Here is a 24,383-nt window from a genome sequence, read left to right on the forward strand (position 1 = left end):
CGGCTCGCAACGGACAGGTTCGGCCGATTGAAACCCCGGAACGTCTCGGGCGGCGTCCGACGAACTCAATCGCTATCGAACGTTTTCTCCGGCGGGATGAACGTCCCGATCGATACCGTATACAGCGAGACGGTCGCCACCCGAAGCAGGGACGCGACCAGCACCGCGAGCGGTGAAAGGACGATCGCGGTCGCGACGGCCACCACGAGCGGCATGTACGCCGGATCGATCGCGGTCGGCAGGTTCGGGGTGGCGGTGTAGGTCGAGGACAGGAAGTACGCCACGAGGACCGCCGGAACGCCGGTATAAATCAGCCGCCGGGAGAGCAGGGCGAGTTCCTGCTGGAGCGTGAGCGTCTTGAAGAACTGCCGCATCGTCGCGACGGCCTTCAGCAGCTCCAGCGCGTCGTCGAGCGCCTCGGCAGCCTCGTCGGAGAGGTCCTCGCCGTACCTGCTCTCGAGTCTCCGCGTGGTATCGAGGTGGTCGGCGTAGTCCGTCCCGAGCGTGACGACTAACGCCTCGAACGTGTCGTCGAGGGTCTCGACCGTCGAGAGGTGGTCCGCGTAGTCGGAGACGGAAGCGGCGTAGGCTCCGAAGTCGTCACTCGCGTCGACGGAGCGGATCCCGGCCTCGCGTTCGAACTCGCCGACGCGACGCTCCAGGGTGTCGGCGAGGAGGCCGAGAAACGCGACGGGTTCGTTCGGGCTCACGTCCACGTCAGCGATATCCTCGACGGTACGCCGGTAGTCGAGCGTTCCGTCCAGCTGGTCCGAGAGGTTCCCTGCCGAGCTGAACAGCCGCGAGAGGATGAGCTGGTTGATCGAGAGGGCGACCGTGAGAAGCGTCAGCAGACCGGACAGCAGGCCGCTCGACAGCGCCGTCGAGAGGTTGCTCCCGGGGCCGACGTAGATAAGGTCCAGCTCGATTAGCAGCGCTGTCAGGGCGGCGGCGAAGACTGAGAGTGCAGCGGCGACGCCGAGCCGGTGCCCGGTAATAAAGAGCCAGCGAGTCGCCGGGTTGCCGGCGTCTCTCGTCCACGAACCGGTCATTGACCGCTCCATCGTACACGTTACGATCCAGCTGTGGTACCAGCCGAAGACGGTTCCAGACCAACCGTGACGTCGGCCCGCGTGCGGACCGCACCTTGCTCCCCGGGGAGTGGTGGCGGTGACGCGGCCGATGGACCGGCGGGAGTCACCGGGAAAGGCGATTCCGGCGAGAGTAACGACCATCCGCGTATCGTCCGAGACGCCATAGCGTGAACACGTGCCGGAACCCGATAAACCCGGGAGGGGTCGACGACGCGAACGAGACGGCCGATCGGCCGATCCGGCCGGGTGGACGAGCGGAGCGCCCGGCGCGATGAAGCAGTGGGACTATCTGCGCAATTACTCTTCGCGTGCCGCTCGGACGGCGGCTGAGTGGAGGGGTCAAATCTATTGACTGGCTTGTGAGCGATCACCACGCTGTGACCGTACCGCTAACGTCTTCGACAGGCGGATGGTGAGGCCCACAAGGTGTTCACTGCTCGTTTCTTCCGCCTCGTGACCGACTGCTAGCTCGGGTGTCACCCGTAAGCGCAGGTTACGCGGACTGACGATGGACGCACCCTATCTATCCGGCCGCCGCGAAGACGGACATGAAGATCGGGGTACTGCCCAACATCTTCCCGAAGCTCTCGAAGACGTACGTGCTGGACCAGGTCACGGGCATGCTCGACCGGGGCCACGACGTGCGCCTGTACCCCTCGTACCCGTCGGACGAGTCCGTCCGCCATCCCGAGTTCGACGCGTACGAACTCGATCGGCGGACGACGTACATCGGGCCGCCGCGATCGCTCGGTCCCGCGGCCGCCGGCTCCGCGCGAAACGCCGTCTCGCTGGCGATCCGGCGACCGACGACGGTGCCCGAACTCGCACGGACGGCCTTGACCGACGGCCCCCGCGCCGCGGGAACGTTCACCTACCACGCTCGGACGGTGCTTCCCGACGATCTCGACGTGCTGCACGCCCACTTCGGGCCGGTCGGGCGACAAGCCGCCAGACTCGACCGCGTCGGCGCCGCCGAGGCGTTCGTGACGACGTTTCACGGCTGGGGGATCAGGGAGCGAGCGAACTACGACGACCTCTTCGAGCGGTGTGACGCCGTCCTCGCCACCTCGAGGCACGTCCGCGAGCGATTGCTCGACGCGGGAGCCGATCCCGACGCGGTCGACGTCCACCACGTCGGGATCGATCCGCGGCTGTACGACGAGACCGCATCGGAGGTGCCCCCGCCGGATGCTGCGGCCGTCGACGGCGGGACGGGAGCGGTCGACGGTCCGGGAGATTCACTCGACGATGGACGGGGCGAACACGGCCATCGCGCGGGGGACCACGGCGCCCGCCGCGAACTCGCGATCCTCACCGTCGCGCGCCTCCACGAGATCAAGGGACTCGAATACGCCATCCGGGCCGTCGACGGCCTCGCCGATCGGCTGCCGGCCGTCAACGTCACGTACCGGGTCGTCGGCGACGGGCCCCGGCGCGAGCACCTCGAGTCGGTGATCGAGACGCTGGATTGCGGCGATCGCGTCACCCTGTGCGGGGCGAAACCCCACGCGGCGGTCCGCGAGGCGCTTGGCGAGGCGGACGTCTTCTGCCTCCCGAGCCTCCACGAGGGGTTCGGCCTCGTGCTGCTCGAAGCCCAGGCGAGCGGGCTGGCGATCGTCGCCTCGGACGTCGGCGGGGTGCGAGAGGCCGTCCGCGCGGGCGAGAGCGCGCGCCTCGTTCCGCCGAAGGCGCCGGGCGCGATCGCCGACGAACTCGAATCGCTCGCCCGATCGCCGACCGAACGCGATCGGCTGGGGCGGGCCGGTCGACGGTACGTTCGCGAGAACTTCGACGTTCGAACGCTGAACGACGAACTCGAACGGCGCTACGAGCGAGTGCTCGCAGCGGGCGATCCGTCGAGGAGGGTCGACGCGTGAATCGACTCGGTCGAGTCGGGCCGCGGAGGGCGTGACCGTGACCGAGATCTCCGTCATCGTGCCCGTGTACGACGATCCCGACGGGCTCCGGGCGACGCTCGAGTCGTTCGAGCGAGTCGAGTACCCGCCGGATCGCTACGAACTCCTCGTCGTGGACAACGGTTCGACGGACCATACGCGCGCGATCGCCCGCGCCGCCGCTCGCGAATCGGAGCCGGTCGAGCTGGTCGTCGAGGACGAGATTCAGAGTTCTTACGCCGCCAGGAACGCGGGAATCGCGCGGGCACGCGGCGATCTCCTGGCGTTCGTCGACGCCGACGTCACCGTTCCGCCGTCGTTCCTCGCGGACGTCGCGGCGCTGTTCGACGAGCGCGACGTGGACTACGTCGCCCCCTCGGTCGAGGTGGTCGTCGAGGACGGGCGGTCGCCGACCGACGCGGACGGGCGGTCGACGCTCGTCGGGGCCTACGACGCCGCCGTCGGGTTTTCGACGGCCGTCACGATCCGCGAGCGCGACTACGCGCCGACGTGCTGTCTGATCGTTCGGCGATCCGTCCTCGAGGCCGTCGGCCCGTTCGACGAACGCCTGGTCTCGAGCGGCGACCGCGAGTTCGGTCGCCGGGTCGCCGACGCGGGGTTCGTCCAGCACCGCGCGACCGAGATCACCGTCTCCCACCCCGCGCGGACGACGGTTCGCGAGATGGTTTCGAAGGCCGCCCGGCTCGGAACCGGGCAGGCCCAGATCGCTCGACTGTACCCGGAGACCGGGTGGGTCAGACCCTGGCACCACCCGTACAACGTCCTCCCGCCGCGGCCGGGTCACCTCCTTGCGAAGGTCGGGTCGGAGACACCGACGGGGCGCGCGCTCGCGTTCTACGTCTTCGCGTACGCGCTCAAGCTGACGCGCTGGGGGTTTCGCCTGCGGGCCCGGATCACCGGCGAGGCGGAACCGGAACGGCGAGAGCGGTGGCGACCGCGGGTCGAATCTGCGCTGACCGGGCGCGAGCGAGACGAGGCGGCGCAGGCAGTCGGCGATCGGCGAGAGTAGTGAGCGCCGACGGCGATCCGAACGCCCCGCTGTTGGCTCGCACCTCGATTACGACCGACGCCCGGCGATCTCGCTCGAGAGGAGTCGATAACCCTTGCGGATTCCCGTCGCCAGCCGATAGGACCGGTCGAAGACTCGCTCGCCGAGCGTCGTCGCGAGGTAGAAGTAGAGGGTTCGAAGGTCCGGGCGGGTGCGGAGGGCGCGCTCGAACCGGTCGCGCGCGAGCGTCCGCCGGCCGGCCCGCCCCGCGAGGATTCCCTCCGCGAAGTACTGGGCGGCCAGCCGGCGATCGGTCAGGACGTCGCCGTGTTTCTCCCTGATCGCGCGGTTGCCGGCGAGCTTCGCGTCGAGCTGGAAGCCGATCGAATCGGGCTGCTTGTAGACGGTCGCCAGGGCCTCGTCGATCCCGCGGACGTGGTACTCTTCGAGGAGGCGGACGTAGAGGTCGTAGTCCTGGGCGGCCGCGAGGTCCCCGTCGAGGCCGCCGACCGCGCGGAGGGCGTCGCGCCGGAACGTCGTGGCCGAGAAGGACCCGATGACGTTCCCGGCGAGGATGTCCTCCCGCGTGACCAGCGACCGGGCGCGGGAGACGTCGACGAACGACTCGTCGTGGTAGACGCGGAACGCCGTGTAGACGCCCGCGCATGAGTCGGGAGCCGCCTCCAGCACTTCGATGGCCCGCTCGACGTGGGTCGGTTCGAGTTCGTCGTCGGAATCGAGGAAGGAGACGTACGTCCCGCTCGCGCGCTCGATTCCCGCGTTTCTGGCCGCGTTCGCGCCCCGGTTCTCCGGGAACCGGACGTACTCGAGTCGGTCCGCGACAGTCTCGGTCCGGTCCGTTCCGACCTGCGGCCCGCCGTCGGCGGCCTCGACTCGATCGGCGACGGTCGCGACGCGGTCGGGCGTCTCGTCTGTCGAGCCGTCGTCGACGATGACGACCTCGACGTCGTCGCAGGTCTGGGCGAACGCGCTCTCGATGGCTCGCGGGAGCGTCTCGGCCCGATTGTACGTCGGAATTACGATGCTCACGCGCGTCATCGGTCACCACCTCGTCTCGTCGGGCGAGCCGCCTCGCGAACTCGACCCTCGCCTCGCCAGTCGACGCCGGGTTCGATCGCGCCGCCGCCGAGAGCGTGCGAGCGTTCGGCCGCAAGGATGCCGAGGAGGATCCAGAACGACCGGAAGGTGTCGACGTCCGTGACGAATCCCTGGACGAGCATGGCGACGAACGCGCCGAGCAGAAAGAGCGACGCGCCCTCGCGGCGCCCGAGGCGAATCGCGTCGCGGGCGACCAGGGCGATCAACCCGAACAGGATAAGGAGTCCGACGAAACCCGTCTCGCCCCCGACGAGCAGGTAGACGTTGTGCGTCCCGCGATACTCCCCGATGGTCGCCGCCAGGTAGGTGTGAATCTGTCCGTAGCCGATTCCCAAAATCGGGTTGGACAGGAGGGCCTCCAAGCTCGCCTCCCACAGCCTGAGGCGAATGTCGACGTTTCGGCTCCCGACGAAGCGCCCGACGACCGACGGCGCGAAGATGGCGGGGACGGCGACGGCGGTGAACGCGGCGCCCACGGCCGCCCCGACCGACCGGCGCGTCAGGGTCACCGAACGACGGGTTCCGACGGCGCACGCAGCGACGGCCGCGAGCCCGCCGAGCAGCCCCAGGATCGACCCTCGCGACCCCGTACTCACCAGTGCGATCGAGAGGAGCACGATCGCGAGCGCGACTACCTCGCGTCGAGGACGCTCGTCCCACCAGGTCCGGAGGAACGAAAGCGAGACGAACGCGTGCAGGACGAGGTAGTTACCGAACAGGTTGGGGTTCTCGAACGGCCCGCTCGCGCGGTCGAACCCGTCGATCAGGAAGAACGTCCGGAGGAGCGACCAGACCGAGACGAGCGTCGCGACCGCGACCGAGACCACCAGCGCAGCTCGAAGCACGCGGATACCGAACTCGCTGTACAGCGCGTAGACGGCGATCAACCACGCGATCGCGCCGAGCAGCTTCGCCAGCGCGAGTGCGCCCCCCGCGGCCGTGAAGTACGCGGGGTCGGCGAAAGAGACGGCGATCAGCGATCCGACGGCGGCGACGACGAGGCCCCCGGCCACCGCCGCGTACCGTGGGAGCGTGTGCGACCCGACCGCCCCGAGGAGCCAGAGCACGCCGATCAGCGCGACGACGGGGTCGCCGAAACTCAGGTTGATGACGAGCGATCCCTCGCGGACGACCGCGTGGAAGGGATAACAGACGAACAGCGCGCACGCGAGCGCGAGGCCGGCAAAGGACGCCGGCCGGGCGTCGGCCGTGTCACCGATCCAGGCCATGCGAACTGGTCGTACCACCCGCAACCGTCCCAAAAAAGGTACGGCCACAAAGCGGCCATTACCATCCCGCGTGGCGCGATTCGATTCTCCATCGTCGAACCGAATGTCACAAGACCGACCTGCCACCGTCGGCGTCCGGGAGACCCGATGGCCACCGAGATACAGAGGGCCCGATGGCCACCGAGATACAGAGGGCCCGATGGCCACCGAGATACAGAGGACCCGATGGCCACCGAGATGGCGAGAACTCGATGGCCGTCGACGGATAGACAACCCCGACGGCCGCCACCGTCCAGGCCGTCCGGTTCGAGAGCGTGTACGCGACGATTACCGCCGTCTGCCGGGCCAATCCTCAAGGGCGCATTGGTGGTAGTGGGCCGGGATGCCCGAAGAGGACGCCTTCGACTACGCCTCGGAGATGAAGGAGTACTACCGGTCCGAGGAGGTCGCCTCGTCGTACCACGACGCCTACGGCGAGGACGGACACTGGCGCCATCGGCTGATCGCGAGTCGCGAGCGGGCGGTCGTCGAGTCGCTGGTGTCGGCGGTACCCTGCGAGACCGTCCTCGACCTGCCGACGGGTACCGGCAAGCTCGCGCCCGTCTTCGCCGAGACGGGGTCGGCGGTCCTGGCCTGCGACATCTCCGAAGCCATGCTCGGTCGCGCCGAGCGGGAGTACGCGCGGGCCGGCGTCGTCAACCGACGGTTCGCCGTCTGCGACGCGACGTCCGTCTCCGAGGTGGTCGGGAACCGATTCGACGTTGCCGTCTGCCTCCGATTACTCCATCGCGTGCCGACGGACGTGAAACGGCGGATCCTGTCGGAACTCGCCGCGGTCGCCGACCACGTCGTGGTCTCGACCGGGATCGAATCGCCGTTTCACGCCGCCCGGCGCCGGCTTCGCTACCGGTTGCTCGGCGGTGACGAGCGCGGACACTGTTACGAGACGGCGGCAAAAACCCGCGACCTGTTCACCCGCGAGTTCGACGTTCTCGACGCGAGGTGGGTGCTTCCGGTGCTCTCGCAGGAACGGGTCTACCTGCTCCGGTCATGACCGAGAGAGGCGGCGACGGATCGGTCGGTACCGACCGCGGCGACGTCGGATCGGGCCGGGACGTCACCGGCCCCGCGATCGTCGAGCCGTTCGGTGCGCCGGGGGCGGGGAAGACGACCCTCGCTCGCGAGGTACTCGCGGCGCTGCCCGACGACGTGGCCGTCGCGCGACCGACGCTCGCGATCAACGAGTCGCTCGAGACGCCGCGACGCCAGCTCGCGAAACTCCCGTTCGTCGGTCGCGGCCTCCGCGCCGCACCGACGGATCCGCTCCGATACGCTGCCGTCGCGGGGAGCGACCTGCGACCGTCGCTGCTGTTCAACTGGCTCTACGCGGCGGGCGCGGTCGACCGGTCGGCGCGTCGGCCGCGCGTGACGGTCTTCGACCAGGCGATAGCGCAGGCGTACTGGTCGATCGCGGTGACGGAGCCCGAGGCAGTTAAGGGGTTCGCTCGACGACGGCTGGCGGCCGCAATTCCGCCGGTCCCGTACGTTCTCGTCTGCGTTCGCGCCTCGGCGGAGGTCGTCGCGGACCGCCTCGGCGCGAGAACCGAACCGCAGAGCCGGATCGGGGCGGCCGAGCCGGGAACGCCCACCGTGGCGGACGCGGTCGAGACCACCGAAACGGTTCGCACCGTCGCGGCCGACATCGCCGCGGAGCGACCGACGCTATTCCTCCGCACGATCGAAGCCGACGATCGGGTCGCCCTCGACGCCGGCGTGAAACGAGTCGTTCGGACTGTCCGGCGCGAAGCGACGGACGGATCGAACCCGAGCGGTCGGAAGAAATCGGCCTCGGTGACCGAAGACGGAGAGCCCGTTCGAGGGGGCGGGGCGACCGCCTCGGGAGACGGCGGGACTGGCTACCCCGAGTGAACCAGGTTTCCCACGTCGCGGACGATCGCCCGGAACTGGGCCAGGACGAGGCGCACGTCCAGCCAGAACGTCCGGCTGGTGGCGTACTCCAGGTCGAGCGCGAGCTTTCGTTCGGCGTCGACGCTGGTGACGCCCCTGGTCTGGGCCAGTCCCGTCAGTCCGGGTTTGACCAGCCACCGCTTCTGCCAGGGGTGGCCGCTGGCCGCGATCTCGGCGTCGAAGACCGGTCGTTCCGGTCGCGGCCCGACGACGCTCATGTCGCCCCGAAGCACCGAGACGAGTTGCGGGAGTTCGTCCAGGTGGGTCGTCCGTAACACGCGACCGACGCGGGTCACGCGCGGGTCTTCCTCGCCGGCGTCCTCGCCGCTCAACGTCGCCCCGCGTTCGGCCTCCGCGTCCGCGACCATGCTCCGGAACTTGTAGACGGTGAACCGATCCCCGAAGGCCGCCGTCCGGGTCTGGCTGTACAGCACCGGGCCGGGCGAGTCGAGTTTGATCGCCGCCGCGATGAGACACAGAAGCGGCGCCGTCGCCAGGAGCGCGGCCCCAGCGAACAGGACGTCGAACAGCCGCTTGGCGAGCCGCGAGTACCACGGCCAGGGGCGATGCTCGACGGTGACGAGCGAACCTGGCCCGTCGAGCGTGAGGACCCCGTCGGCGTTCGATTCGTGCGCGAGTACGGCTACTCCGCAATCCGCGGCGACCGCGAGGACGCCGAAGAACTCGCCGCGGTCGGCCTCGTCGAACGCCAGCGCGAGGGTGTCGACGGACTCGCGACGGATCAGCTGCCGGAGCCGCGTCAGGCCGCCGAGGCGGTCGATCCCGGCGATGGCGACCACGCCGTCTGTCGGCGTGCGGATGAGGGCTCCGTCCGCGTCGAGGGGGAGCACCGAGCGCCGAGCGATCCGCTCCGACGGACCGACGCCGACGCGGTTCGACTCGACGTCCGGATCGGCGGTCTCCCTCCCGGCCGAACGGGACGCCGGATCGTCGAGTCGAGGAGAGACGAATCCGACGGGCTCGACGGGGAGGTCGTCGGCGACCGTCTCGATCAATCCGGCGTCGGTTCCGACGACGAGCGCCCGGGATGGCGTCGGCGTCTCGGCCCCTCGGCCGACCGCGGACGCGGCGGCACCAGCCGACCGCACTCGCGAGGCCAGGCGTCGAAGCATCGTCGAAGCCTGGCCCGCGCGGACAATAATGACCGACTCCCGTTTCGGGACCAACCCGCCACTACCCGATCGCGGTCGACCGACGCCGCGGTGAAAGTCGCCACAACGGTCCAGAGTTCGAGTCTCCGCGCCCGACGCGTCGCGGTAACACGCGATTGGGCGCCCGATTCGAAGGCAGGATCACTCGCCGCGCCCATCGACACGCGGGCCTCACCGGCCCGAAGCGGCCAGCACCCGACCGACGGACGGTCGCGTCGTGAGCCACCAGCCGGCCGCGGCGCCGATGGTGCCGACGAACGCGAGGAGTCCGTCCGTCGTCGCGCCCGTGATCACGAGCGCGATCGTACCCAGAACCGCCGCGAGACCCATCGAACGGCGCGGATCAGCCGCGAGGGCGGTTCGCGCGACGCCCAGATAGCCGAGCCCAACCGCGACGGAGGCGAGGACGTCGACCAGAAAGTGGACGCCGAGGGCGAGCCGGGAGAGCGCGACGGTCGAGACGAGCAGCGACGCCAGGATCGCCCGGGTCCGCGGTCGCGGTCGATCGCACCAGTACGCGAGCGCCCCCCAGAGGATCGTCGCGGCCATCGCGTGCCCGCTCGGAAAGCCGTACCCGTCGCGGACCGTCGCCTGCAAAGCCGGCGGCGGGCGGGGAAGACCGAGAACGGTCTTGAGGATCAGCGTCAGCGCGAGCCCGCCGGTGACGACGCCGACGACGAACGCCGTCCGCGGCCGCAGGAGCGAACGGCGACCGACCGCGGATTCGCGAGCCCCGCGATCGGTCGTTCGAGCATCCCGGGAGGGTTCGCGGAGAGGAGAATTGCCCCCGTCGGAGAGCGCATCGCGGACATCCACGAGGACGACCGCGGCGAGGACGCCGGCGACGACGGGGAGGTCGCCCGGGAGCGCGGCCAGTTCGAACAGCGGAGTCGACCACTCGGGCAGGACGGCTCTGATCGCCTCGGTGACGCCGATTCCTCGGCTCATCCGCCCACCACTACGCCGCCGAGTGCCATCAATCGTCGGCCGAGGTTCGCAACGAGAGGGACGACGATACAGGACGAGACGCACGACGATTCGCAATGAGACGGGTGGTTACCGGGCGACGACGAGGTTCGGAGCAAATCTGCTGGTCGTTCCGACCACCGAAATCTGTCGACTCGTCGCTCTCGAGGTACTGCCGTCAGTGGCATCGTCGGCATCGCTCACCGGTTGACGCCCCGGTTTCGACTGCACCTCAGCGAACAACGCCGTGAGCGTTGACCCGGTAACCGATCGAGATCGCGGTGAGCGTTCGGAATCGACTGTGCGGGGTGTTCTGGAGATGACTTTTAATGTGACGAGGTTCGAAGAAAGGAACCAGTGGCGATGAGCGTTCAACAGGAATTCGATCGATGGGCGACGTCGGGGAGAGATCGTGAGATGGAAGACGAGCACTGGCACACGGCAAAACAGGCTCTCGCGATGATGCCGGTGGAGGCTGGCGATACCATCCTGGATCTCGGTACCGGTTCGGGGTACGCGCTGCGAGCGCTCGGCGAGATACACGACCTCGCCCGGGGCGTTGGGCTCGATGGGAGTCCGGAAATGACGACGAACGCGCGCGAGTACGCGCAAGATGACTCTCTGGATTTCACGGTCGCCGACTTCCATCACCTCCCGTTCTCCGACGACAGTGTCGACCACGTCTGGAGCATGGAGGCGTTCTTCTTCGCGCAGGAGCCGGTCGAGATGCTCTCGGAAATCCGACGGGTGCTCCGCCCCGGCGGGACGTTCTTCTGTGCGGTGAACTTCTTCGAGGAATCCGAACAATCCCATCAGTGGCAGGAGCGGATCGATCTCCCGATGTACCTCTGGAGCCGACAGGAGTATCGAACCCTGTTCCGCGAGGCCGGATTGAGCGTCGCCGTACAGGACACGATTCCGGACGAAGAAATCGAGATTCCTCCCGAGAACCAATTCCCGACCGACGAATGGGAGACTCGCGAAGCGATGGTCGATCGCTATCGGACGTGGGGGACGCTGCTGACCGTCGGTGTCGCACCCTGACAGTTACTCCACGCTGAAGCGTGAGGATTCCGTTGGGATCGTGTGGTTTTGACGTGATCCGTTTCGTTGGTGGGAAGCACTCGCCGTCAAGGTCGAACAGATGCGACGGTCGACAGCCCACGAAGTGGCGGTGAGCATTCGTTACTGGCGTTCCCCGGGACGAACTGGACGGAGATCAAATCCGACCTCCAAGACGATCCGGTCGCATGGAAGAGTTCGGCCGTCGAGAACGGACGAATCACCTCCTCGCGGTTCGATTCGGTGGCCCAATCCTGAACCGCTTCCGACTCGATACGGCCGCGAAAGCGCTCTACCCCGAGCGGTTCGGTGACCAGCCGGCCTACGATGGTGGCGTTCGCCCTGAAATCTCGGACGGAGAGCATTGTTCGGCCGCCAGCGGTGCGCAAACGTAATCCCCGGGATGTAAATCAACGGACGCGTCTCAGGTTTCGCTGTCTATTGGTTGCGAATTGTTCCGAAGATCGATGCTCCGAATCTGTTCCTAATTTAGATATGTTTCGATAATATTCACCGGAATTGTGTCGAATCCGCCACTGTGATTTTGTTTCAAAAGTCGAGATGGGTTAGATAGGAACGCTTTAACCCCTCCTCTGAGTAGCCGCGCCTGTCCACGATGTCAACAGGGTCGACGGACGGGGACGGACTCGGGGCGCGCATCGCCGACTACTTCGATTTCGCGGAGTACGGAACCAATCTCAAAACGGAGACCATCGCCGGCGTGACGACGTTCCTGGCGATGGCGTACATCATCGTCGTGAACCCGTCGATCATCGCGCCGGCGATCATCGGGGAGTATCCCCCGATCGAACCGGGGACGACGACGACCATCAACGGGGAGATCTTCACCTACGGCGAGGTGGTGCAGATGCTCACCGTCGTGACGATACTCGCGTCGGTGATCGCCATCCTCGTGATGGCGCTGTACGCCAACCGGCCGTTCGGCCTGGCGCCGGGGATGGGGCTGAACGCCTTCTTCACGTTCACCGTCGTCCTCTTGCTGGGCGTCCCGTGGCAGGTCGCGCTGGCCGCGGTGTTCGTCGAGGGGATCGTCTTCATCGTCCTCACTGCCGTCGGCGCCCGTCGGTACATCATCGAACTGTTCCCCGAACCCGTGAAGTTCGCCGTCGGTGCCGGGATCGGTGTCTTCCTCCTCTTCCTCGGATTCCAGGAGATACAGGTGGTCACCGGTGATCCCGAGACGCTCGTCACGCTCGGGAACGTCCTCGAATCGCCGGTCGCCGCGGCCGGCCTCGCCGGACTCCTCCTGACGCTCCTGCTGTACGCCCGGGGCGTCACCGGCTCGATCGTCATCGGGATCCTGCTGACCGCCGCCGGCGCCTGGCTCGCGACCATCGCCGGATTCGTCGAGCGCGGGACGATCACGCCGAGCGAGGGAGACGTCGTGACGAGCGTCCAGTACGACTTCACGCCGCTGGTCTACGAATTCGTCGACGGACTCGGCATGATCACGGAAGACCCGCTCGTCTTCCTGCTGGTCGTGTTCACGTTCTTCTTCGTCGACTTCTTCGACACCGCCGGGACGCTCATCGGCGTCTCCCAGATCGGTGACTTCCTCGACGAGGACGGAAATCTGCCGGATATCGACGAGCCGCTAATGGCCGACGCCGTCGGCACGACCGCCGGCGCCGTGATGGGCACCTCGACGGTGACGACGTACATCGAGTCCTCGACCGGCGTCGAGGAAGGCGGGCGAACCGGCTTCACCGCGCTCGTCGTCGGCGTGCTGTTCGCCCTCTCGCTCGTCCTTGTCCCCGTCGTGACGGCGATTCCGACCTTCGCCACCTACATCGCGCTCGTCGTCGTCGGGATCATCATGCTCCAGGGCGTCGCCGACATCGACTGGCAGGACCCGTCGTGGGCGATCGCCGCGGGACTCACCATCACGATCATGCCGCTCACCGCGTCGATCGCGAACGGCCTCGCCGCCGGAATCATCAGCTACCCGTTCATCAAGCTCGCCACGGGCGAACGCCGGGACGTCTCGGCCGGGCAGTGGGTCCTCGCGGTCGCGTTCATCGTCTACTTCGCCGTCTACTTCAGCGTCCAGGCCGGGGACTTCGCCTTCTAACCGGCGACCGTCGATCCGGCGATTTCGACGATCGGGTCTCCCCGACCGACGCCCTCTTTCGCCTCCAGGACGTACGCGCCGCTATGTCCGACATCACGTTCTACGAACTCCCGGGCTGTCCCTTCTGTGCGAACGTCCGCTCGAAACTCGACGAACTCGGGCTCGACTACGAGACGGTCGAAGTTCCTGCGGCCCACCACGAACGCACTCGCGTGCGGGACGTGAGCGGACAGACCGGCGTTCCGGTCATCACGGACGAGGCCCACGGCGTCGAGGGGATGGCCGAGAGCGACGAGATCGTCGCCTACCTGGAGGAGACGTACGAGAAGGCCTGAACAGTACTCTCGCGGTTATTCACCGGTACCAGCGATCGAGCACCCGTTCACGAAGAACGAGGAGCGACGGCAGTACCGTCAGGCTCGCGACGAACGCGAGGACGATACTCAACCCCGTCACGAGGCCGAACCGCTGGAGTGGCGGCGAGAGCGCCAGTGCGAGGACGCCGAAGCCGGCGGCGGTCGTCGCGGCGCTCCCGAGGAGGGCGCCGCCGGTGCCCTGTACCGTCGCCCGGACCGACTCTTCAACGACGTCGTCCGACGACTGACCCGCCGATCGGTCCACGCCAGGTCGACGATCGGTCTCGTTCCGTCGGCGCGCACGTTCCTCGCTCCCCCGCACTGCCGCGTCCCGACGCGCCGCGACTTCCCAGACGAATCGCTCGCCCACGTGGATGCTGTAGTCGACCCCGAGTCCGATCGCCAGGCTCGTCATCACGACCGTCTCTGTGTTGAACGGGACGGACAGGAGCGCCATCGCGCCGAGGAGCGACGCGAGCGCGGCGACCACGGGGACGAGCGTGAGCACGCCGAGCGCGAGCGAGCGGTGGCGAACCCAGTAGAGGACGGTAAGCAAGACGAGCACGACGACGACCGTGACGGCGAACGCCCGGACGAACGTCTCGAGCAACGCGTCTTGCACAGCGGCCGTGACGACGGGGCCGCCGGTCGCGACGACCGAAATCGGCGAAGCGGCCGAGCCGGTCGCTCGGTCCCTCGACGCCGCGGACGAGTCGCCGGATTCGCGAGTGACTGGCACTCCGGTTTCCGACGACTCGGCGGCTGCGCGTTCGATCGCCGCCGCGAACGCCTCCGCGTCGGCGGTCACGGCCTGGACCGACGCGTCGCTGCGGACCGAGAGGGTGAGTCTGGCCGACTCGTACGATCCGTCGGCCGTTCGATGGAGGACCGACGACGCCCGCTCGGGAGCCGCCTCGAAGACGAGCGCGTAGAGCCCGGCGACGTCCGCGTCCGGCAGCCCGTCACCCTCCGTGTCCCGTTCGTGAAGGGCCGCTGCGACGGTTTCGTTTTCCGACGCGACGGACGCGACGAACGTGGAAGGACCTTCCATCGCCACCGATCCGTCCGCGCGGACGTCGATCGTCTCCGCCGAGCGGAGCGAATCCGACGCGCTCGACCCGCCGTCGATACCAGCACCGCCACTGACGCCGGTGTCGCCACCGACCGCAGTTGCCGCGGATTCGATCCCGTCGAACAGCGCAGGATCCGTCACGTTTCCGCGTATCAGGAACTGCACCTGCGAGCCCGAACGCCGGTCCTGAAAGTTGCTACTGAGATAAGCGACTTCCTCGCGAACGGTGTAGGTATCCGGCTCCAGCGGGTCCGGGAGCGACGCCGTCCACTCGGGTGGATCCTCGGGGAGGAAATCCGTGCGATCGAACTCGGTGTCGAGGTCAGTCGCCGCTGTGGCCCCGAACGCGGCGACGAGGACGGCGAGGACGACGACGGCGACGGGGGCCCTCCGAGCGAGTACGCTCACCGCGGAGAGAGCGCGGTCGCCGGCGGATCCGTCCGTCCCGAGCGGCGGCTGCCGTCGAGAGCGACCGAATCGGCGCTCGAGTAGGTCGTCGACGGTCACCTTCAGCGCGGGCAGGAAGACGCCGAACGCGACGAACGTCGCGACGATGCCCGCCGCGCTCAAAATCGCGAAGTGCTCGATCGCCGGCAACGGGCTGAGCGCGTTCGCGAGGAAGCCGACCCCGGTCGAGATCGTCGCCGCCACCAGCGCGAGGACCACCCCCGTGAGACCGATTCGCATCCCGTTCGCGGGCGACTCGCGACCGTCGTCGGTCCGCTCGTCCGTGGTGCGTTCCAGCGAGCCCGACCTGGCCTCCCGATAGCGCATCACCACGTGCAGGGAGTAATCGATCGAGAGCCCGACGAGCAAGAACGGGATCGCGACGAGCATCGAGCCGCCGGGAATCGCGAGCCACCCCTGGATCCCCGCGAACCAGCAAAGCACGATCACGATCCCGACCAGCGAGAGCACCACGTCGACGAGGTCGCGATAGGCGACCGCGAGGATAGCGAGGACGAGAGCCAGCGCGACGGGCGTGATGATCGCGAAGCTGTCCCCGACGGCGTTCGCGCTGGCGGCGTCGACGATGCCGGCCCCGAAAACGAAGCCGCCCGCGAACCGCTCCTCGAACGCAGACTCGATCTCGAACTGGGCGTCGTGAGCCAGCGCCTCGCCGTCGGCGCCGGTCGCGTCGGTGTGAAACGCGAACGTAATCCGCGACTCCGACCTGGTCGATCCGGGCTCGTACGACGTCGGGAGGAAGGCGTACGGATCGCCGATCGCGTTCCCGGCCGAGTCCGACGCGTTTCCGCTCGATACGGGGTCGTTCCCCGTTGATCCGGAGTCATTCCCGGTCGGCGCGTCGGAGGCGAGGACGTCCGCGAGGAGGGATTCGACGGCCGCCGGCGACCGCCGTTCGAGCGCCCGAATCTGTTGGTCGAGCGTCGGCGTCCGACCGGCTGCGTCGACCTCACCGGAACCGCCGCCACCGGAGCGATCCTCCATCGCGGCGGCGGTGGCGACGACGTTCTCGATGCCCTGGAACCGCCGATCGGTGAGCGTCTCGTTCACCGTCGGCCGCTCGGAGAGCTCGCGCTGCAGCCGCAGACTCTCGAGTAGCGAATCCCGCGTCAACACGTCACCGTCGTCCGATCGAACCACGAGTTGCGTGACGATCGCGTTCTCGGACCGGTACGTCGCGTCGATCCGGTCGAGCGCCGCGGTCGACTCCGTCTCGACGGCGAACTCGTCGGCGTCGCCCGCGGGCTCCGCACCGAACACTGCTCCAGCACCGATCGCCGCCGTACAGAGCAACACGGTCACCAGGACGAGAAGACGGTTCTCGACGATCCAGGCCGCGTACCGAGCCGATCGCGAGCCGGTCATCCGAACCACCAGCGGCGACCTTCGCCCGCCCGTCCTCGTCGATCACACCAGGTCGTCCGGGTGAGCCACCCCCCGCAGCCCTCCGTTCGCGCCGTCGTCCGACGACGCAAACCGATGATCCGCCGCGGTCTGTCGCGCCCAGCGCGATACGGCTGCCTTCGATCGCTCGAATTGATCTGCCGGAATTGGCTGATAGGGTCTCCCATCACGTCAGTCTCGGTGATAGTCGGATAAGGCTCGTCGGAGGTGTCCAACCGAATGGGAAAACCGGTTTCGACCGGGCCAGGTTAGCGCCAGTAGAGTGCGTAACTGATGACGACGAAGCCGGCCCCAATAAAGAGGCTCTCGATCAGTAGTCCGGCGGTGAGGCCGATGCCGACTGCGTGGTGGAGGACGCCGACGAGCGCCGTCCCGAGTGTAATGATCAGGAGGCCGACGGCGAAGAACTGGAGGCCGTCTATCCCGGTCCGTCGGTAGGCGCGATAGGCCAGGAGCGAAACGGCACTCCCGAGGACGAGGAGGCCGATTTTCACGACGACGAGTACGGTTTCTAGCATCGTTATCCCTCCCGCGACCGATCCTCGTCGGTCGAACGATCCCGGTTCGATTCCGATTTCATGCCCGCCCAGAACGCGGCCATCCGATCGGTCGCTTCGGCGGGCGGGCGCCGTACCTCCAGTTCGAACTCGTCGTCGTCATCGATCTCGATGGTGATGCCGGTGACGTCGCGCTCGTAGAGGGTCGCGTTCGGTCCGTCGCGGCGAATCTCCGTGTATTCCCGGACGAGATCCGCCTCCCTGAGACCGTCCAGCTTCCGGTAGAGGGTCGACCGTGGGAGTTCGGTCTCAGCCCGAAGGTCGGCGGCGGATTTCGGGCTGTCGAGCAGGGCGAGCAGTCGTCGGGAGTCGCGGTCCTCGAGGCTCGCGAGGACGGCCTCCAGCGACGGCTCCCCGTCGGCGTCGTCTCCTGGGTCGCGCGTCATCCGTCGGGAGGGATCACGATGGCGTGAAGTACCCGGCACGGGCCAGCGGTCCCAGCCGGTCGGTGTTTCTGTCATGTGCGTCGTCACCGGTCGGTCGCCTGTCCGCGATATCGAACCCGTCCGGGTTGGGTCCATCGATGTCGATCGGCGGGGACGCGGTCGAGTCACGATTCGGCGGTGCGCTCACACGATCGGTGCACGCTCGACCGATGGGGAACGGGGCCTAAAGCGACCCCGTCCAATCCCAATTCGCTGGACAACCTGCCCGCGCGATCGGGATCGCGCCCTCGGGTCCGTCGAAGCGCCAACAGAGGCAAAACGGTGTCCGCTCGAGCCCCTCGTAGAGGTCGTCCGAGAGCTACGTCAATCCGGTGTCGCAGGCGACGGTGACGACCGTCTCGTCCGGGCGCATCGACGGTAACTCGACTATCGGCGTGTCGCCAATGGCCGCTAGCGTGGTCCTCGTCGGCTCGGCGTCCGTTCGGGACGGGTCCTGGAATCGACTCATGCCGGTCGCGTAATCGGCCGCTACCCCGAACGTCTCGACTCGTCCTGGTAACAGCTACAAAGACAGTCGCCGCGGGGGTCGAACGAGATTGGCGAAAACGCAGGAGTCAGTCCCGTCCCTCAGGCCGCTTCTTCGCGATCGGCGCGTTCACGAATGAGCGAGCGCAGTTCCGCGGCGTCCCCGACGGCCTCCAGTTCCTCGTGTTCGACGAGGGCCGTGCCGTCGACCGACTCTTGCTTGGCGCGTTCGACGACGTAGACGGAGCGCGTTCCGGCGACGTGGCCGATCGAGGACATGATCTTCGCGCGCTTTTCGGCCGCCTTCGTAAAGGCGGAGTGGCCGGTCAGGACCGGCTCGTCGTCGTCCCCTTCGTCAGTACTGACCGCCTTGAACGGCGATCGGTTCGTCGGGTGGACGGTGAAGCCGGTTCGGACCAGCGTCGCGACGACGTCTTCGTCGTCCGGGTCAGCCGCAGGATCCTCCGGCGTCGGTTCGGCGTCGTGGACGTCGTCGGCGCCGTCGAGGACGTCCACCGGGCTGGTCAGCTCGTCCTCGAACAGCTCTTCGAGCGCCATCGCCACCTCGACGGAGGCGTTCATCCCGTCCTCGTACTTCGAGACCGTCCGGCGGGAGACGCCCAATTCCGAGGCCAGCCGACCGAGACTCCAGTCGCGCTTCTCGCGCTCGTCGGCCAGCAGATCGCCGTCGATGTTGACGTAGAGACCGCCCGGAGCCGCGTAGATCAACGGCGGGACGTTCTCGATGAAGAGGTTGTACGCCGTGTCCGGGCTGAATACGGGCACGCCGTGACGGAAGTAGACCACGTCGGGTTTGAGATCCTCGTCGCGACTGCGAAGGCCGATCACGAGCGGCGTTGCCTGTAGATGGGTCCCCAGGCGGCGCATCTCGTGGCCGGTCGCCTCGTTGAACGCGTCGATGTTACCGAGGATCTTCACGAGGATGACGTTCGACCCCCGGCGGGCCGCCACGTCGAAGCTCTTCGGTCGAATCGCACACCGGTCACTCACCACGAAGCCTGCGTCTTCGAGCATCGCAGTGACGTTTCCCACCAGTGCGGACCGAGACATACACGGGCCTAGCCATTCATCGGATAAATGCTTTTCCCCCCGGTACGCAACGCCTTCTGGTGGTTCACGGATTCGAGACGCCGACGAGAGACAGTCCGCTCGGTGCGACCGTTCGGTGACGAAGAACTCGCTACCGGTCGAACCATCGGCCTGGAGATCCACGTGACCGCCCGGGTGACGTGCACGGCTGTCCGGGTGACGTGCACGGCTGTCCGGGTGACGTGCACGGCCGTCCGGATGATGTGCACGGCCGCCCGGGAGGTGTGCACGACCGCCCGAGGCGAGGTCGACCCCCGATGCGAAGTTGGCCGTCGACGCGAGTTTCGACCGAAACGCGTACCCTCTGACGCTCCCAACTCCGACCATGACCATCGTCGGGCTCGACGACACGGATTCCCGCGAGAACGGGATGTGTACCACGTACGTGGGCGCCCGACTCGCCGAGCGGCTCCGGGACGTCGGAACGGTCGACCGCCTCCTGCTCGTCAGGCTCAATCCGGCCGTCGAGTACAAGACGCGGGGCAACGCCGCGGTCGCCGTCCAGACGTCCGTCGAGCCCGAACGCGCGTTCGAGCTCGCCGCGGAACTGATCGACTCGCTCGCGCTCGCGTCGGAGCCGAACACGAACCCCGGCGTCGTCGTCGCCCCGCACCGCGTGCACCCGGACGGCGTCGAGACGGACGGGACCGGACCAGCGGCCGACCGATCGATCCCGGACGACGTGAGCGCCTGGACCGTGCAGGCGATCCGAGGCCACTGTACGATCGCCGACGCCGAGCGACGGATCGAGTCGGCGGGCTACCGACAGGACGCGAGGGGAAACGGCCGCGGGCGCATCGGCGCGCTCGCCGCCGTCGGAGCACAGGCCACCCTCGCCGAGTGGACGTACGAGCGCATCGCCTACCGGACAAAATCGCGCCGGGGGACCGATCGGTCGGTCGACGCGGAGTCCGTGTTCGACGCCGCGAACGCGGCGTACCCGACCGTCTGGGACACCGTCGACCGCGGCAGCGGCGAACTGGTGTGCGTCCCGCGAACGCCCGGCCCGGTCCTGGTCGGGATTCGCGGGGACGATCCCGCCGCGGTCGATCGGGTTCTCGACCGCATCGAGGCCGAGCCGGTCGCGGCGAGCGAGCGGTTCCTGACGAACCAGGGGACCGACGTCCACCTCCGCGAGGGGCGACTCGGGGCGCTCGAAGACGGCCGCGCCTATCGCGTCGACGGCGTCGTCGACGGCGACCCGGAGACGCGCCGCGGCGGGCACGTCTTCGTTCCGATCGTCGACCAGCACGGCGAGAATCGAACCGAGTGCGCGGCGTTCGAACCGACGAAGCGATTCCGCGACCGGGTGCGGGCGCTCCGGCCCGGCGACCGCGTCACCGTCTGCGGCGAGCGATCGCGGGGGACGATCAAGCTGGAGAAGTTCGCCGTTCGCGAACTCGAATCCCGCGAGCTGGTGACCCCGACGTGTCCGTCCTGCGATCGGACAATGGAGAGCGCCGGCCGCGACCAGGGCTATCGCTGTCGCGACTGCGGGACGAGCGCCGACGGACGCGAGCGGGTCCCGATCGACCGGGCGCTCGAGTCCGGCTGGTACGAAGTGCCCCCGCGCGCCAGGCGACACGTCGCCAAACCGCTCGTCCGCGGCGGGTTCGACGGTCCCACGCATCCCGAACGGTGACCGGGCGATCCGTCGGCGCGGCTGATCCGGTCACCGGGGCCGACTCGCGATGGTCGATCGAGCGTCCCGGTCGCCGTCCGAACCGGTCGGTTCGGGAGCCGATCCAGTTCAGCGATCGGCGGTGTCCAGGCGCGTCACCAGATCGATTTCGTCGTATCGGACGCTCGTCGACTCGGGCGAGTCGCCGTCGAGTTCCAGGTAGCCGTGTTCGAACGCGGTGATCGTCCCCCGGACGTCAGTCGGGGTCTCGCCGACCGTGTCGGTCCGCGTTCCGGATCGGACCTCGACCGCCGCACCGACGTCGACGAAGTCCTCGAGCAGCGACTGGGCCCGCTGTGCGTCCGCCTCTGAAGGGATCTCGAGTTCTGTCACGGCACGTCCTTCACCGCGGAGCCCAATAATGATCGCCCGCCGGGTCGGGAACCGATTCAGGAACGCAACAGATCTCGGTTCGCCTCCGCTTCCTCCTCGGAGTCGACGTCCGGACGGAACTCGTCCGGCACGTCGTCGACACAGCCCGCTTGCATGACCGTTCGGATGTGGTAGTTCTTCTCCTGGGGGTCCTCGGCCGCCAGTGCCAGTTCGAGATGGGTGCGACATTCGTCGCTGAGCTGACTCAGCCTTCGCATGGATGTAACCGATCGCTTTCGGTTGGATGACTAAACTATTTCTATCGTTTACCCGTCACGCTCGAGGAAATGTCTCGTTTCTCGGCCGAAGCGACCGCCCCAGGCGGCCGGGACAGCGGGCGTATCGGTCGGACTCCGGGTCTCGATAACCGTCGCCCCGCTCGGCGGTCGAAAACTGGCGAGGGGAGTCGAGCCCCCTGTCGGCAACGACAGTCGATCGTCCCTCGCCACCGAAGAGACGGTGTCGACCCAAGTTAGGTGTACTGGCCGGCGACCGAAGTCGCGGCCCGCGAGACCGTCCAGCGCACCGGATTCGGTCGCTCGCCTCGGCCAGGAGAGGGCGATCGCCGAGCTGGCAGTGTTCTTACTATAACGCTCGTCCGGGAATGTTCTTCAGCCGGGGGCGCGAACGACGGCCCGAGCGATGATCCACGCCCGGCACCGCGACTTCGATTCGAACCCACCGGAGGGTCGACGATGACCGATCCCGAAACGACGGGTAGGATGCAGGCTACCGGCTGGCCGACCGATCCGGCTCTCGGCATCGGAACCTACGGCGTCGAGCCGGACGCCGCTACGCAGGCGGTGACGACCGCACTCGAATACGGCTACCGACACGTCGACACGGCCGAAATGTACGGCACGGAGACCGCGGTGAGACGGGCCATCGACCGGGCGTCGGTCGATCGCGAGGCGGTGTTCGTCGCGACCAAGCTCCACTCGCGCCACCTCGACTCCGACGACGTCATCGACCACGCCCGGGCGTGTCGCGACCGCCTCGGCGTCGACGCGATCGACCTCCTCTACGTCCACTGGCCCATCCGAACGTACGATCCCGAGGCGACGCTTTCCGCCTTCTCGGCGCTCCATGAACGGGGGACGATCCGCCACGTCGGCCTCTCGAACTTCACACCCGAACTGCTCGAAGACGCGCTCGATCGGCTCGACGCACCCCTCCTCGCCCACCAGATCGAGTGCCACCCACTCCTCCAGCAAGAGCGCCTCCGGGCACTGGCCGACCGGCACGGCCACACCGTCGTCGCCTACTCGCCGCTCGCGAAGGGTGCGGTCACGGACGTCCCTGAACTCCAGTCGATCGCCGCGGCCTACGACGCCACCCCCGCACAGATCTCGCTCGCCTGGCTCCGCGCGAAGGGCGTCGTCCCGATCCCGAAATCGACGACTCCGGCCCACGTCCGCGAGAATCTCGACGCCCGATCGATCGCCCTCGACCCGGCGGACGTCGCCCGGATCGACGCGATCGATCGGACCGAACGCGTGGTCGACGTTCCCGAGGCGCCGTGGAACGCCGACTGACGGTGCGCGGACCGTCGGACGACGGACCAGTCACACGGTACAGTCGCTGCGACGGCTAGTGTGAGACAGTCGTAGCAGTGGGACCGCTGAGAGTCGAACAGGTGCAAGACGGTCGCCCTCGCTCCCGTCGGTCGCTCGGCCGCTGCGACTTGCATGTTCGATCTCATCGCCATCCAGAGTCCTGTCGCTCGCGAGGATGCTCGCGACAGAATATGGGACCGCTGAGAGTCGAACTCAGGTCCTACGGACCCCATCCGCAGAGGATACCACTACCCCACGGTCCCGTACTCGAACGGATGGCCGGTTCGTCTTTAAGACTATCGGTTACGGGTCGCGCCGACGGCTGCGAGTCCCCGTCCGCTCGCGGTCTCAGACGAGGACGCGTTCGAGATCGACCACCGTCCCCGACCCCGCGTCCGGGTCGCCGACGAGGCGGCCGAGACAGATCGCGGAGCCGTCCGGCGTGAAACAGGCGACGAGCGGACCGTCCGCGGAGTCGCCGATCGACGCCCAGTCGACGCCGTCGGTGCTCAGCACGCCCGGGGCGTAGACTGGCGCGCCGGTGGCCACCTCGCGCGCCGCGCTCGGTGCGATCGTCACCGACGGGAGCTCCGAGAGGATCCGTTCGGCCGGGTCGACGATCGACGCCAGCGGGTCGGGGTCGTCGTCCTCGCGCCAGAACGCGAGCGCGTCCTGCAGGTCGGTCCCGCTGACGAGGTCGCGGTCGTCGAACGGCTCGGTCGCCGTCCGGCGGAGGTCGCCCATGTGCGCGCCGGTTCCCAGCGCCAGCCCCAGGTCGTGACAGAGTTTGCGGACGTACGTCCCGCTCTCGCAGCGGACGCGGAGGAGGACCCGGCGATCGCACACTTCGAGGACGTCGAGGGCGTGGATCTCCCGGACGCGCAACCGCCTGGCGACGGCGCTCTTTCTCGGCGGTTTCTGGTAGATCCGCCCCTCGAACTCGCCGACGATCGACTCGACGTCGGTCGGGGGCGGCGCGTGACACTCGAGCACCGCGACGTACTCCTTTTCCCCTTCGAGAAAGACCGGCGCGAGCCTGGTCGCGTCGCCCAGCATCACGGGGAGACAGCCCGTGACCTTCGGGTCGAGGGTGCCCGCGTGAGCCGCGCGATCGATCGACTCGGTGTCCATCGCGGAGAGCGTTTCGTCGACGGCGTCGCGTATCCAGGCGCTAATCTGGTGTGACGAGGGACCGGCGGGTTTGTCGAGGTTGACGACGCCGAAGCTGAGTCGGTCGGCGAGCGAGCGGTCGTCCGGGGGATCGCGGAGCGTCATGGTCGAAAGCGTCGCGCG

At 67.9% G+C, this 24,383-nt stretch carries 21 protein-coding genes and 1 tRNA gene; 9 read left to right on the forward strand and 13 right to left on the reverse strand.

Going from position 1 to position 24,383, the window contains the following annotated elements:
• Positions 1 to 65 precede the first annotated feature (65 nt).
• Positions 66 to 1,049, reverse strand: coding sequence for a DUF7972 family membrane protein (locus tag MXA07_RS14175; RefSeq protein ID WP_247729245.1), 984 nt, complete (start codon positions 1,047 to 1,049; stop codon positions 66 to 68).
• Between the two features lie 590 nt (positions 1,050 to 1,639).
• Between MXA07_RS14175 and MXA07_RS14180 the strand changes: the two genes are divergently transcribed.
• Together MXA07_RS14180 and MXA07_RS14185 are read left to right on the forward strand one after the other, a co-directional pair.
• Positions 1,640 to 2,968 carry a glycosyltransferase gene (locus MXA07_RS14180; RefSeq protein WP_247729246.1) on the forward strand — a complete coding sequence of 443 codons (1,329 nt, stop codon included), beginning with the start codon at positions 1,640 to 1,642 and terminating at the stop codon, positions 2,966 to 2,968.
• Between the two features lie 37 nt (positions 2,969 to 3,005).
• Entirely contained in the window at positions 3,006 to 4,016 is a 1,011-nt protein-coding gene (locus tag MXA07_RS14185; RefSeq protein ID WP_247729247.1) for a glycosyltransferase family 2 protein, read from the forward strand.
• A 48-nt stretch (positions 4,017 to 4,064) separates the two neighbouring features.
• Here the strand turns inward: MXA07_RS14185 and MXA07_RS14190 are convergent, their stop codons facing one another.
• Together MXA07_RS14190 and MXA07_RS14195 are read right to left on the reverse strand one after the other, a co-directional pair.
• A complete protein-coding gene (locus tag MXA07_RS14190) occupies positions 4,065 to 5,054 on the reverse strand; it encodes a glycosyltransferase (protein ID WP_247729248.1) in 990 nt (329 codons plus the stop codon).
• Positions 5,051 to 6,343 carry an O-antigen ligase family protein gene (locus MXA07_RS14195; RefSeq protein WP_247729249.1) on the reverse strand — a complete coding sequence of 431 codons (1,293 nt, stop codon included), beginning with the start codon at positions 6,341 to 6,343 and terminating at the stop codon, positions 5,051 to 5,053. The genes MXA07_RS14190 and MXA07_RS14195 overlap by 4 nt, the downstream gene beginning before the upstream one ends.
• Positions 6,344 to 6,725: 382 nt before the next feature.
• On the opposite strand from MXA07_RS14195, the gene MXA07_RS14200 reads away from it, so the two are divergent.
• Positions 6,726 to 7,397 (forward strand): class I SAM-dependent methyltransferase, encoded by a 672-nt coding sequence (locus MXA07_RS14200; protein ID WP_247729250.1) that lies wholly within the window; start codon positions 6,726 to 6,728, stop codon positions 7,395 to 7,397.
• On the forward strand, positions 7,394 to 8,272 hold the full coding sequence (locus MXA07_RS14205; protein WP_247729251.1) for an AAA family ATPase: 879 nt from the start codon (positions 7,394 to 7,396) through the stop codon (positions 8,270 to 8,272). The genes MXA07_RS14200 and MXA07_RS14205 overlap by 4 nt, the downstream gene beginning before the upstream one ends.
• Here MXA07_RS14205 and MXA07_RS14210 read toward each other — a convergent pair.
• Positions 8,260 to 9,444 (reverse strand): sugar transferase, encoded by a 1,185-nt coding sequence (locus MXA07_RS14210; protein WP_247729252.1) that lies wholly within the window; start codon positions 9,442 to 9,444, stop codon positions 8,260 to 8,262. The genes MXA07_RS14205 and MXA07_RS14210 overlap by 13 nt on opposite strands.
• Before the next feature lie 210 nt (positions 9,445 to 9,654).
• Positions 9,655 to 10,431, reverse strand: coding sequence for a phosphatase PAP2 family protein (locus MXA07_RS14215; RefSeq protein ID WP_247729253.1), 777 nt, complete (start codon positions 10,429 to 10,431; stop codon positions 9,655 to 9,657).
• A gap of 381 nt (positions 10,432 to 10,812) precedes the next feature.
• On the opposite strand from MXA07_RS14215, the gene MXA07_RS14220 reads away from it, so the two are divergent.
• The 3 genes from MXA07_RS14220 (at position 10,813) to MXA07_RS14230 (ending at position 13,938) form a co-directional block, all read left to right on the forward strand.
• Positions 10,813 to 11,493 (forward strand): class I SAM-dependent methyltransferase, encoded by a 681-nt coding sequence (locus MXA07_RS14220; protein WP_247729254.1) that lies wholly within the window; start codon positions 10,813 to 10,815, stop codon positions 11,491 to 11,493.
• Between the two features lie 634 nt (positions 11,494 to 12,127).
• Complete coding sequence (locus tag MXA07_RS14225) at positions 12,128 to 13,603, forward strand: NCS2 family permease (protein WP_247729255.1); 1,476 nt, start codon at positions 12,128 to 12,130, stop codon at positions 13,601 to 13,603.
• Between the two features lie 83 nt (positions 13,604 to 13,686).
• A complete protein-coding gene (locus tag MXA07_RS14230) occupies positions 13,687 to 13,938 on the forward strand; it encodes a glutathione S-transferase N-terminal domain-containing protein (protein WP_247729256.1) in 252 nt (83 codons plus the stop codon).
• 19 nt (positions 13,939 to 13,957) lie between these two features.
• On the opposite strand, the gene MXA07_RS14235 is transcribed toward MXA07_RS14230, so the two are convergent.
• From MXA07_RS14235 to MXA07_RS14250, 4 genes are all read right to left on the reverse strand, one after another.
• Positions 13,958 to 16,864, reverse strand: a complete 2,907-nt coding sequence (locus MXA07_RS14235; RefSeq protein WP_247729257.1) for an efflux RND transporter permease subunit — start codon at positions 16,862 to 16,864, stop codon at positions 13,958 to 13,960.
• 287 nt (positions 16,865 to 17,151) lie between these two features.
• A complete protein-coding gene (locus MXA07_RS14240) occupies positions 17,152 to 17,421 on the reverse strand; it encodes a DUF7521 family protein (protein ID WP_247729258.1) in 270 nt (89 codons plus the stop codon).
• Between the two features lie 2 nt (positions 17,422 to 17,423).
• Positions 17,424 to 17,846, reverse strand: coding sequence for a winged helix-turn-helix domain-containing protein (locus MXA07_RS14245; protein ID WP_247729259.1), 423 nt, complete (start codon positions 17,844 to 17,846; stop codon positions 17,424 to 17,426).
• A gap of 627 nt (positions 17,847 to 18,473) precedes the next feature.
• Positions 18,474 to 19,442, reverse strand: coding sequence for a transcriptional regulator (locus MXA07_RS14250; protein ID WP_247729260.1), 969 nt, complete (start codon positions 19,440 to 19,442; stop codon positions 18,474 to 18,476).
• A 364-nt stretch (positions 19,443 to 19,806) separates the two neighbouring features.
• Here MXA07_RS14250 and MXA07_RS14255 point away from each other — a divergent pair, with 364 nt between their 5' ends.
• Positions 19,807 to 21,123: a tRNA(Ile)(2)-agmatinylcytidine synthase gene (locus tag MXA07_RS14255; protein ID WP_247729261.1), complete on the forward strand. Its 1,317-nt coding sequence runs from the start codon at positions 19,807 to 19,809 to the stop codon at positions 21,121 to 21,123.
• 108 nt (positions 21,124 to 21,231) lie between these two features.
• Here the strand turns inward: MXA07_RS14255 and MXA07_RS14260 are convergent, their stop codons facing one another.
• Positions 21,232 to 21,495, reverse strand: a complete 264-nt coding sequence (locus MXA07_RS14260; RefSeq protein ID WP_247729262.1) for a hypothetical protein — start codon at positions 21,493 to 21,495, stop codon at positions 21,232 to 21,234.
• Between the two features lie 56 nt (positions 21,496 to 21,551).
• Positions 21,552 to 21,752 carry a hypothetical protein gene (locus MXA07_RS14265; protein WP_247729263.1) on the reverse strand — a complete coding sequence of 67 codons (201 nt, stop codon included), beginning with the start codon at positions 21,750 to 21,752 and terminating at the stop codon, positions 21,552 to 21,554.
• A gap of 477 nt (positions 21,753 to 22,229) precedes the next feature.
• On the opposite strand from MXA07_RS14265, the gene MXA07_RS14270 reads away from it, so the two are divergent.
• On the forward strand, positions 22,230 to 23,069 hold the full coding sequence (locus tag MXA07_RS14270) for an aldo/keto reductase (protein WP_247729264.1): 840 nt from the start codon (positions 22,230 to 22,232) through the stop codon (positions 23,067 to 23,069).
• Positions 23,070 to 23,282: 213 nt separating this feature from the next.
• On the opposite strand, the gene MXA07_RS14275 is transcribed toward MXA07_RS14270, so the two are convergent.
• Together MXA07_RS14275 and MXA07_RS14280 are read right to left on the reverse strand one after the other, a co-directional pair.
• A tRNA-Pro gene (locus MXA07_RS14275) sits at positions 23,283 to 23,353 on the reverse strand.
• Positions 23,354 to 23,438: 85 nt separating this feature from the next.
• Positions 23,439 to 24,365: an RNA-guided pseudouridylation complex pseudouridine synthase subunit Cbf5 gene (locus MXA07_RS14280; RefSeq protein ID WP_247729265.1), complete on the reverse strand. Its 927-nt coding sequence runs from the start codon at positions 24,363 to 24,365 to the stop codon at positions 23,439 to 23,441.
• Positions 24,366 to 24,383: the final 18 nt, after the last annotated feature.

The sequence above is a fragment of the Halovivax limisalsi genome, assembly GCF_023093535.1.
GTDB classification, from domain to species: Archaea; Halobacteriota; Halobacteria; order Halobacteriales; family Natrialbaceae; genus Halovivax; species Halovivax limisalsi.

Coding starts and splice junctions, on each gene's coding strand:
- MXA07_RS14195 (WP_247729249.1), bottom strand. CDS start 6,343: ATGGCCTGGATCGGTGACACGGCCGACGCCCGGCCGGCGTCCTTTGCC.
- MXA07_RS14220 (WP_247729254.1), top strand. CDS start 10,813: ATGAGCGTTCAACAGGAATTCGATCGATGGGCGACGTCGGGGAGAGAT.
- MXA07_RS14245 (WP_247729259.1), bottom strand. CDS start 17,846: ATGACGCGCGACCCAGGAGACGACGCCGACGGGGAGCCGTCGCTGGAG.
- MXA07_RS14230 (WP_247729256.1), top strand. CDS start 13,687: ATGTCCGACATCACGTTCTACGAACTCCCGGGCTGTCCCTTCTGTGCG.
- MXA07_RS14255 (WP_247729261.1), top strand. CDS start 19,807: ATGACCATCGTCGGGCTCGACGACACGGATTCCCGCGAGAACGGGATG.
- MXA07_RS14180 (WP_247729246.1), top strand. CDS start 1,640: ATGAAGATCGGGGTACTGCCCAACATCTTCCCGAAGCTCTCGAAGACG.
- MXA07_RS14200 (WP_247729250.1), top strand. CDS start 6,726: ATGCCCGAAGAGGACGCCTTCGACTACGCCTCGGAGATGAAGGAGTAC.
- MXA07_RS14190 (WP_247729248.1), bottom strand. CDS start 5,054: ATGACGCGCGTGAGCATCGTAATTCCGACGTACAATCGGGCCGAGACG.
- MXA07_RS14270 (WP_247729264.1), top strand. CDS start 22,230: ATGACCGATCCCGAAACGACGGGTAGGATGCAGGCTACCGGCTGGCCG.
- MXA07_RS14235 (WP_247729257.1), bottom strand. CDS start 16,864: ATGACCGGCTCGCGATCGGCTCGGTACGCGGCCTGGATCGTCGAGAAC.
- MXA07_RS14240 (WP_247729258.1), bottom strand. CDS start 17,421: ATGCTAGAAACCGTACTCGTCGTCGTGAAAATCGGCCTCCTCGTCCTC.
- MXA07_RS14280 (WP_247729265.1), bottom strand. CDS start 24,365: ATGACGCTCCGCGATCCCCCGGACGACCGCTCGCTCGCCGACCGACTC.
- MXA07_RS14225 (WP_247729255.1), top strand. CDS start 12,128: ATGTCAACAGGGTCGACGGACGGGGACGGACTCGGGGCGCGCATCGCC.
- MXA07_RS14210 (WP_247729252.1), bottom strand. CDS start 9,444: ATGCTTCGACGCCTGGCCTCGCGAGTGCGGTCGGCTGGTGCCGCCGCG.
- MXA07_RS14205 (WP_247729251.1), top strand. CDS start 7,394: ATGACCGAGAGAGGCGGCGACGGATCGGTCGGTACCGACCGCGGCGAC.
- MXA07_RS14175 (WP_247729245.1), bottom strand. CDS start 1,049: ATGACCGGTTCGTGGACGAGAGACGCCGGCAACCCGGCGACTCGCTGG.
- MXA07_RS14250 (WP_247729260.1), bottom strand. CDS start 19,442: ATGTCTCGGTCCGCACTGGTGGGAAACGTCACTGCGATGCTCGAAGAC.
- MXA07_RS14215 (WP_247729253.1), bottom strand. CDS start 10,431: ATGAGCCGAGGAATCGGCGTCACCGAGGCGATCAGAGCCGTCCTGCCC.
- MXA07_RS14265 (WP_247729263.1), bottom strand. CDS start 21,752: ATGCGAAGGCTGAGTCAGCTCAGCGACGAATGTCGCACCCATCTCGAA.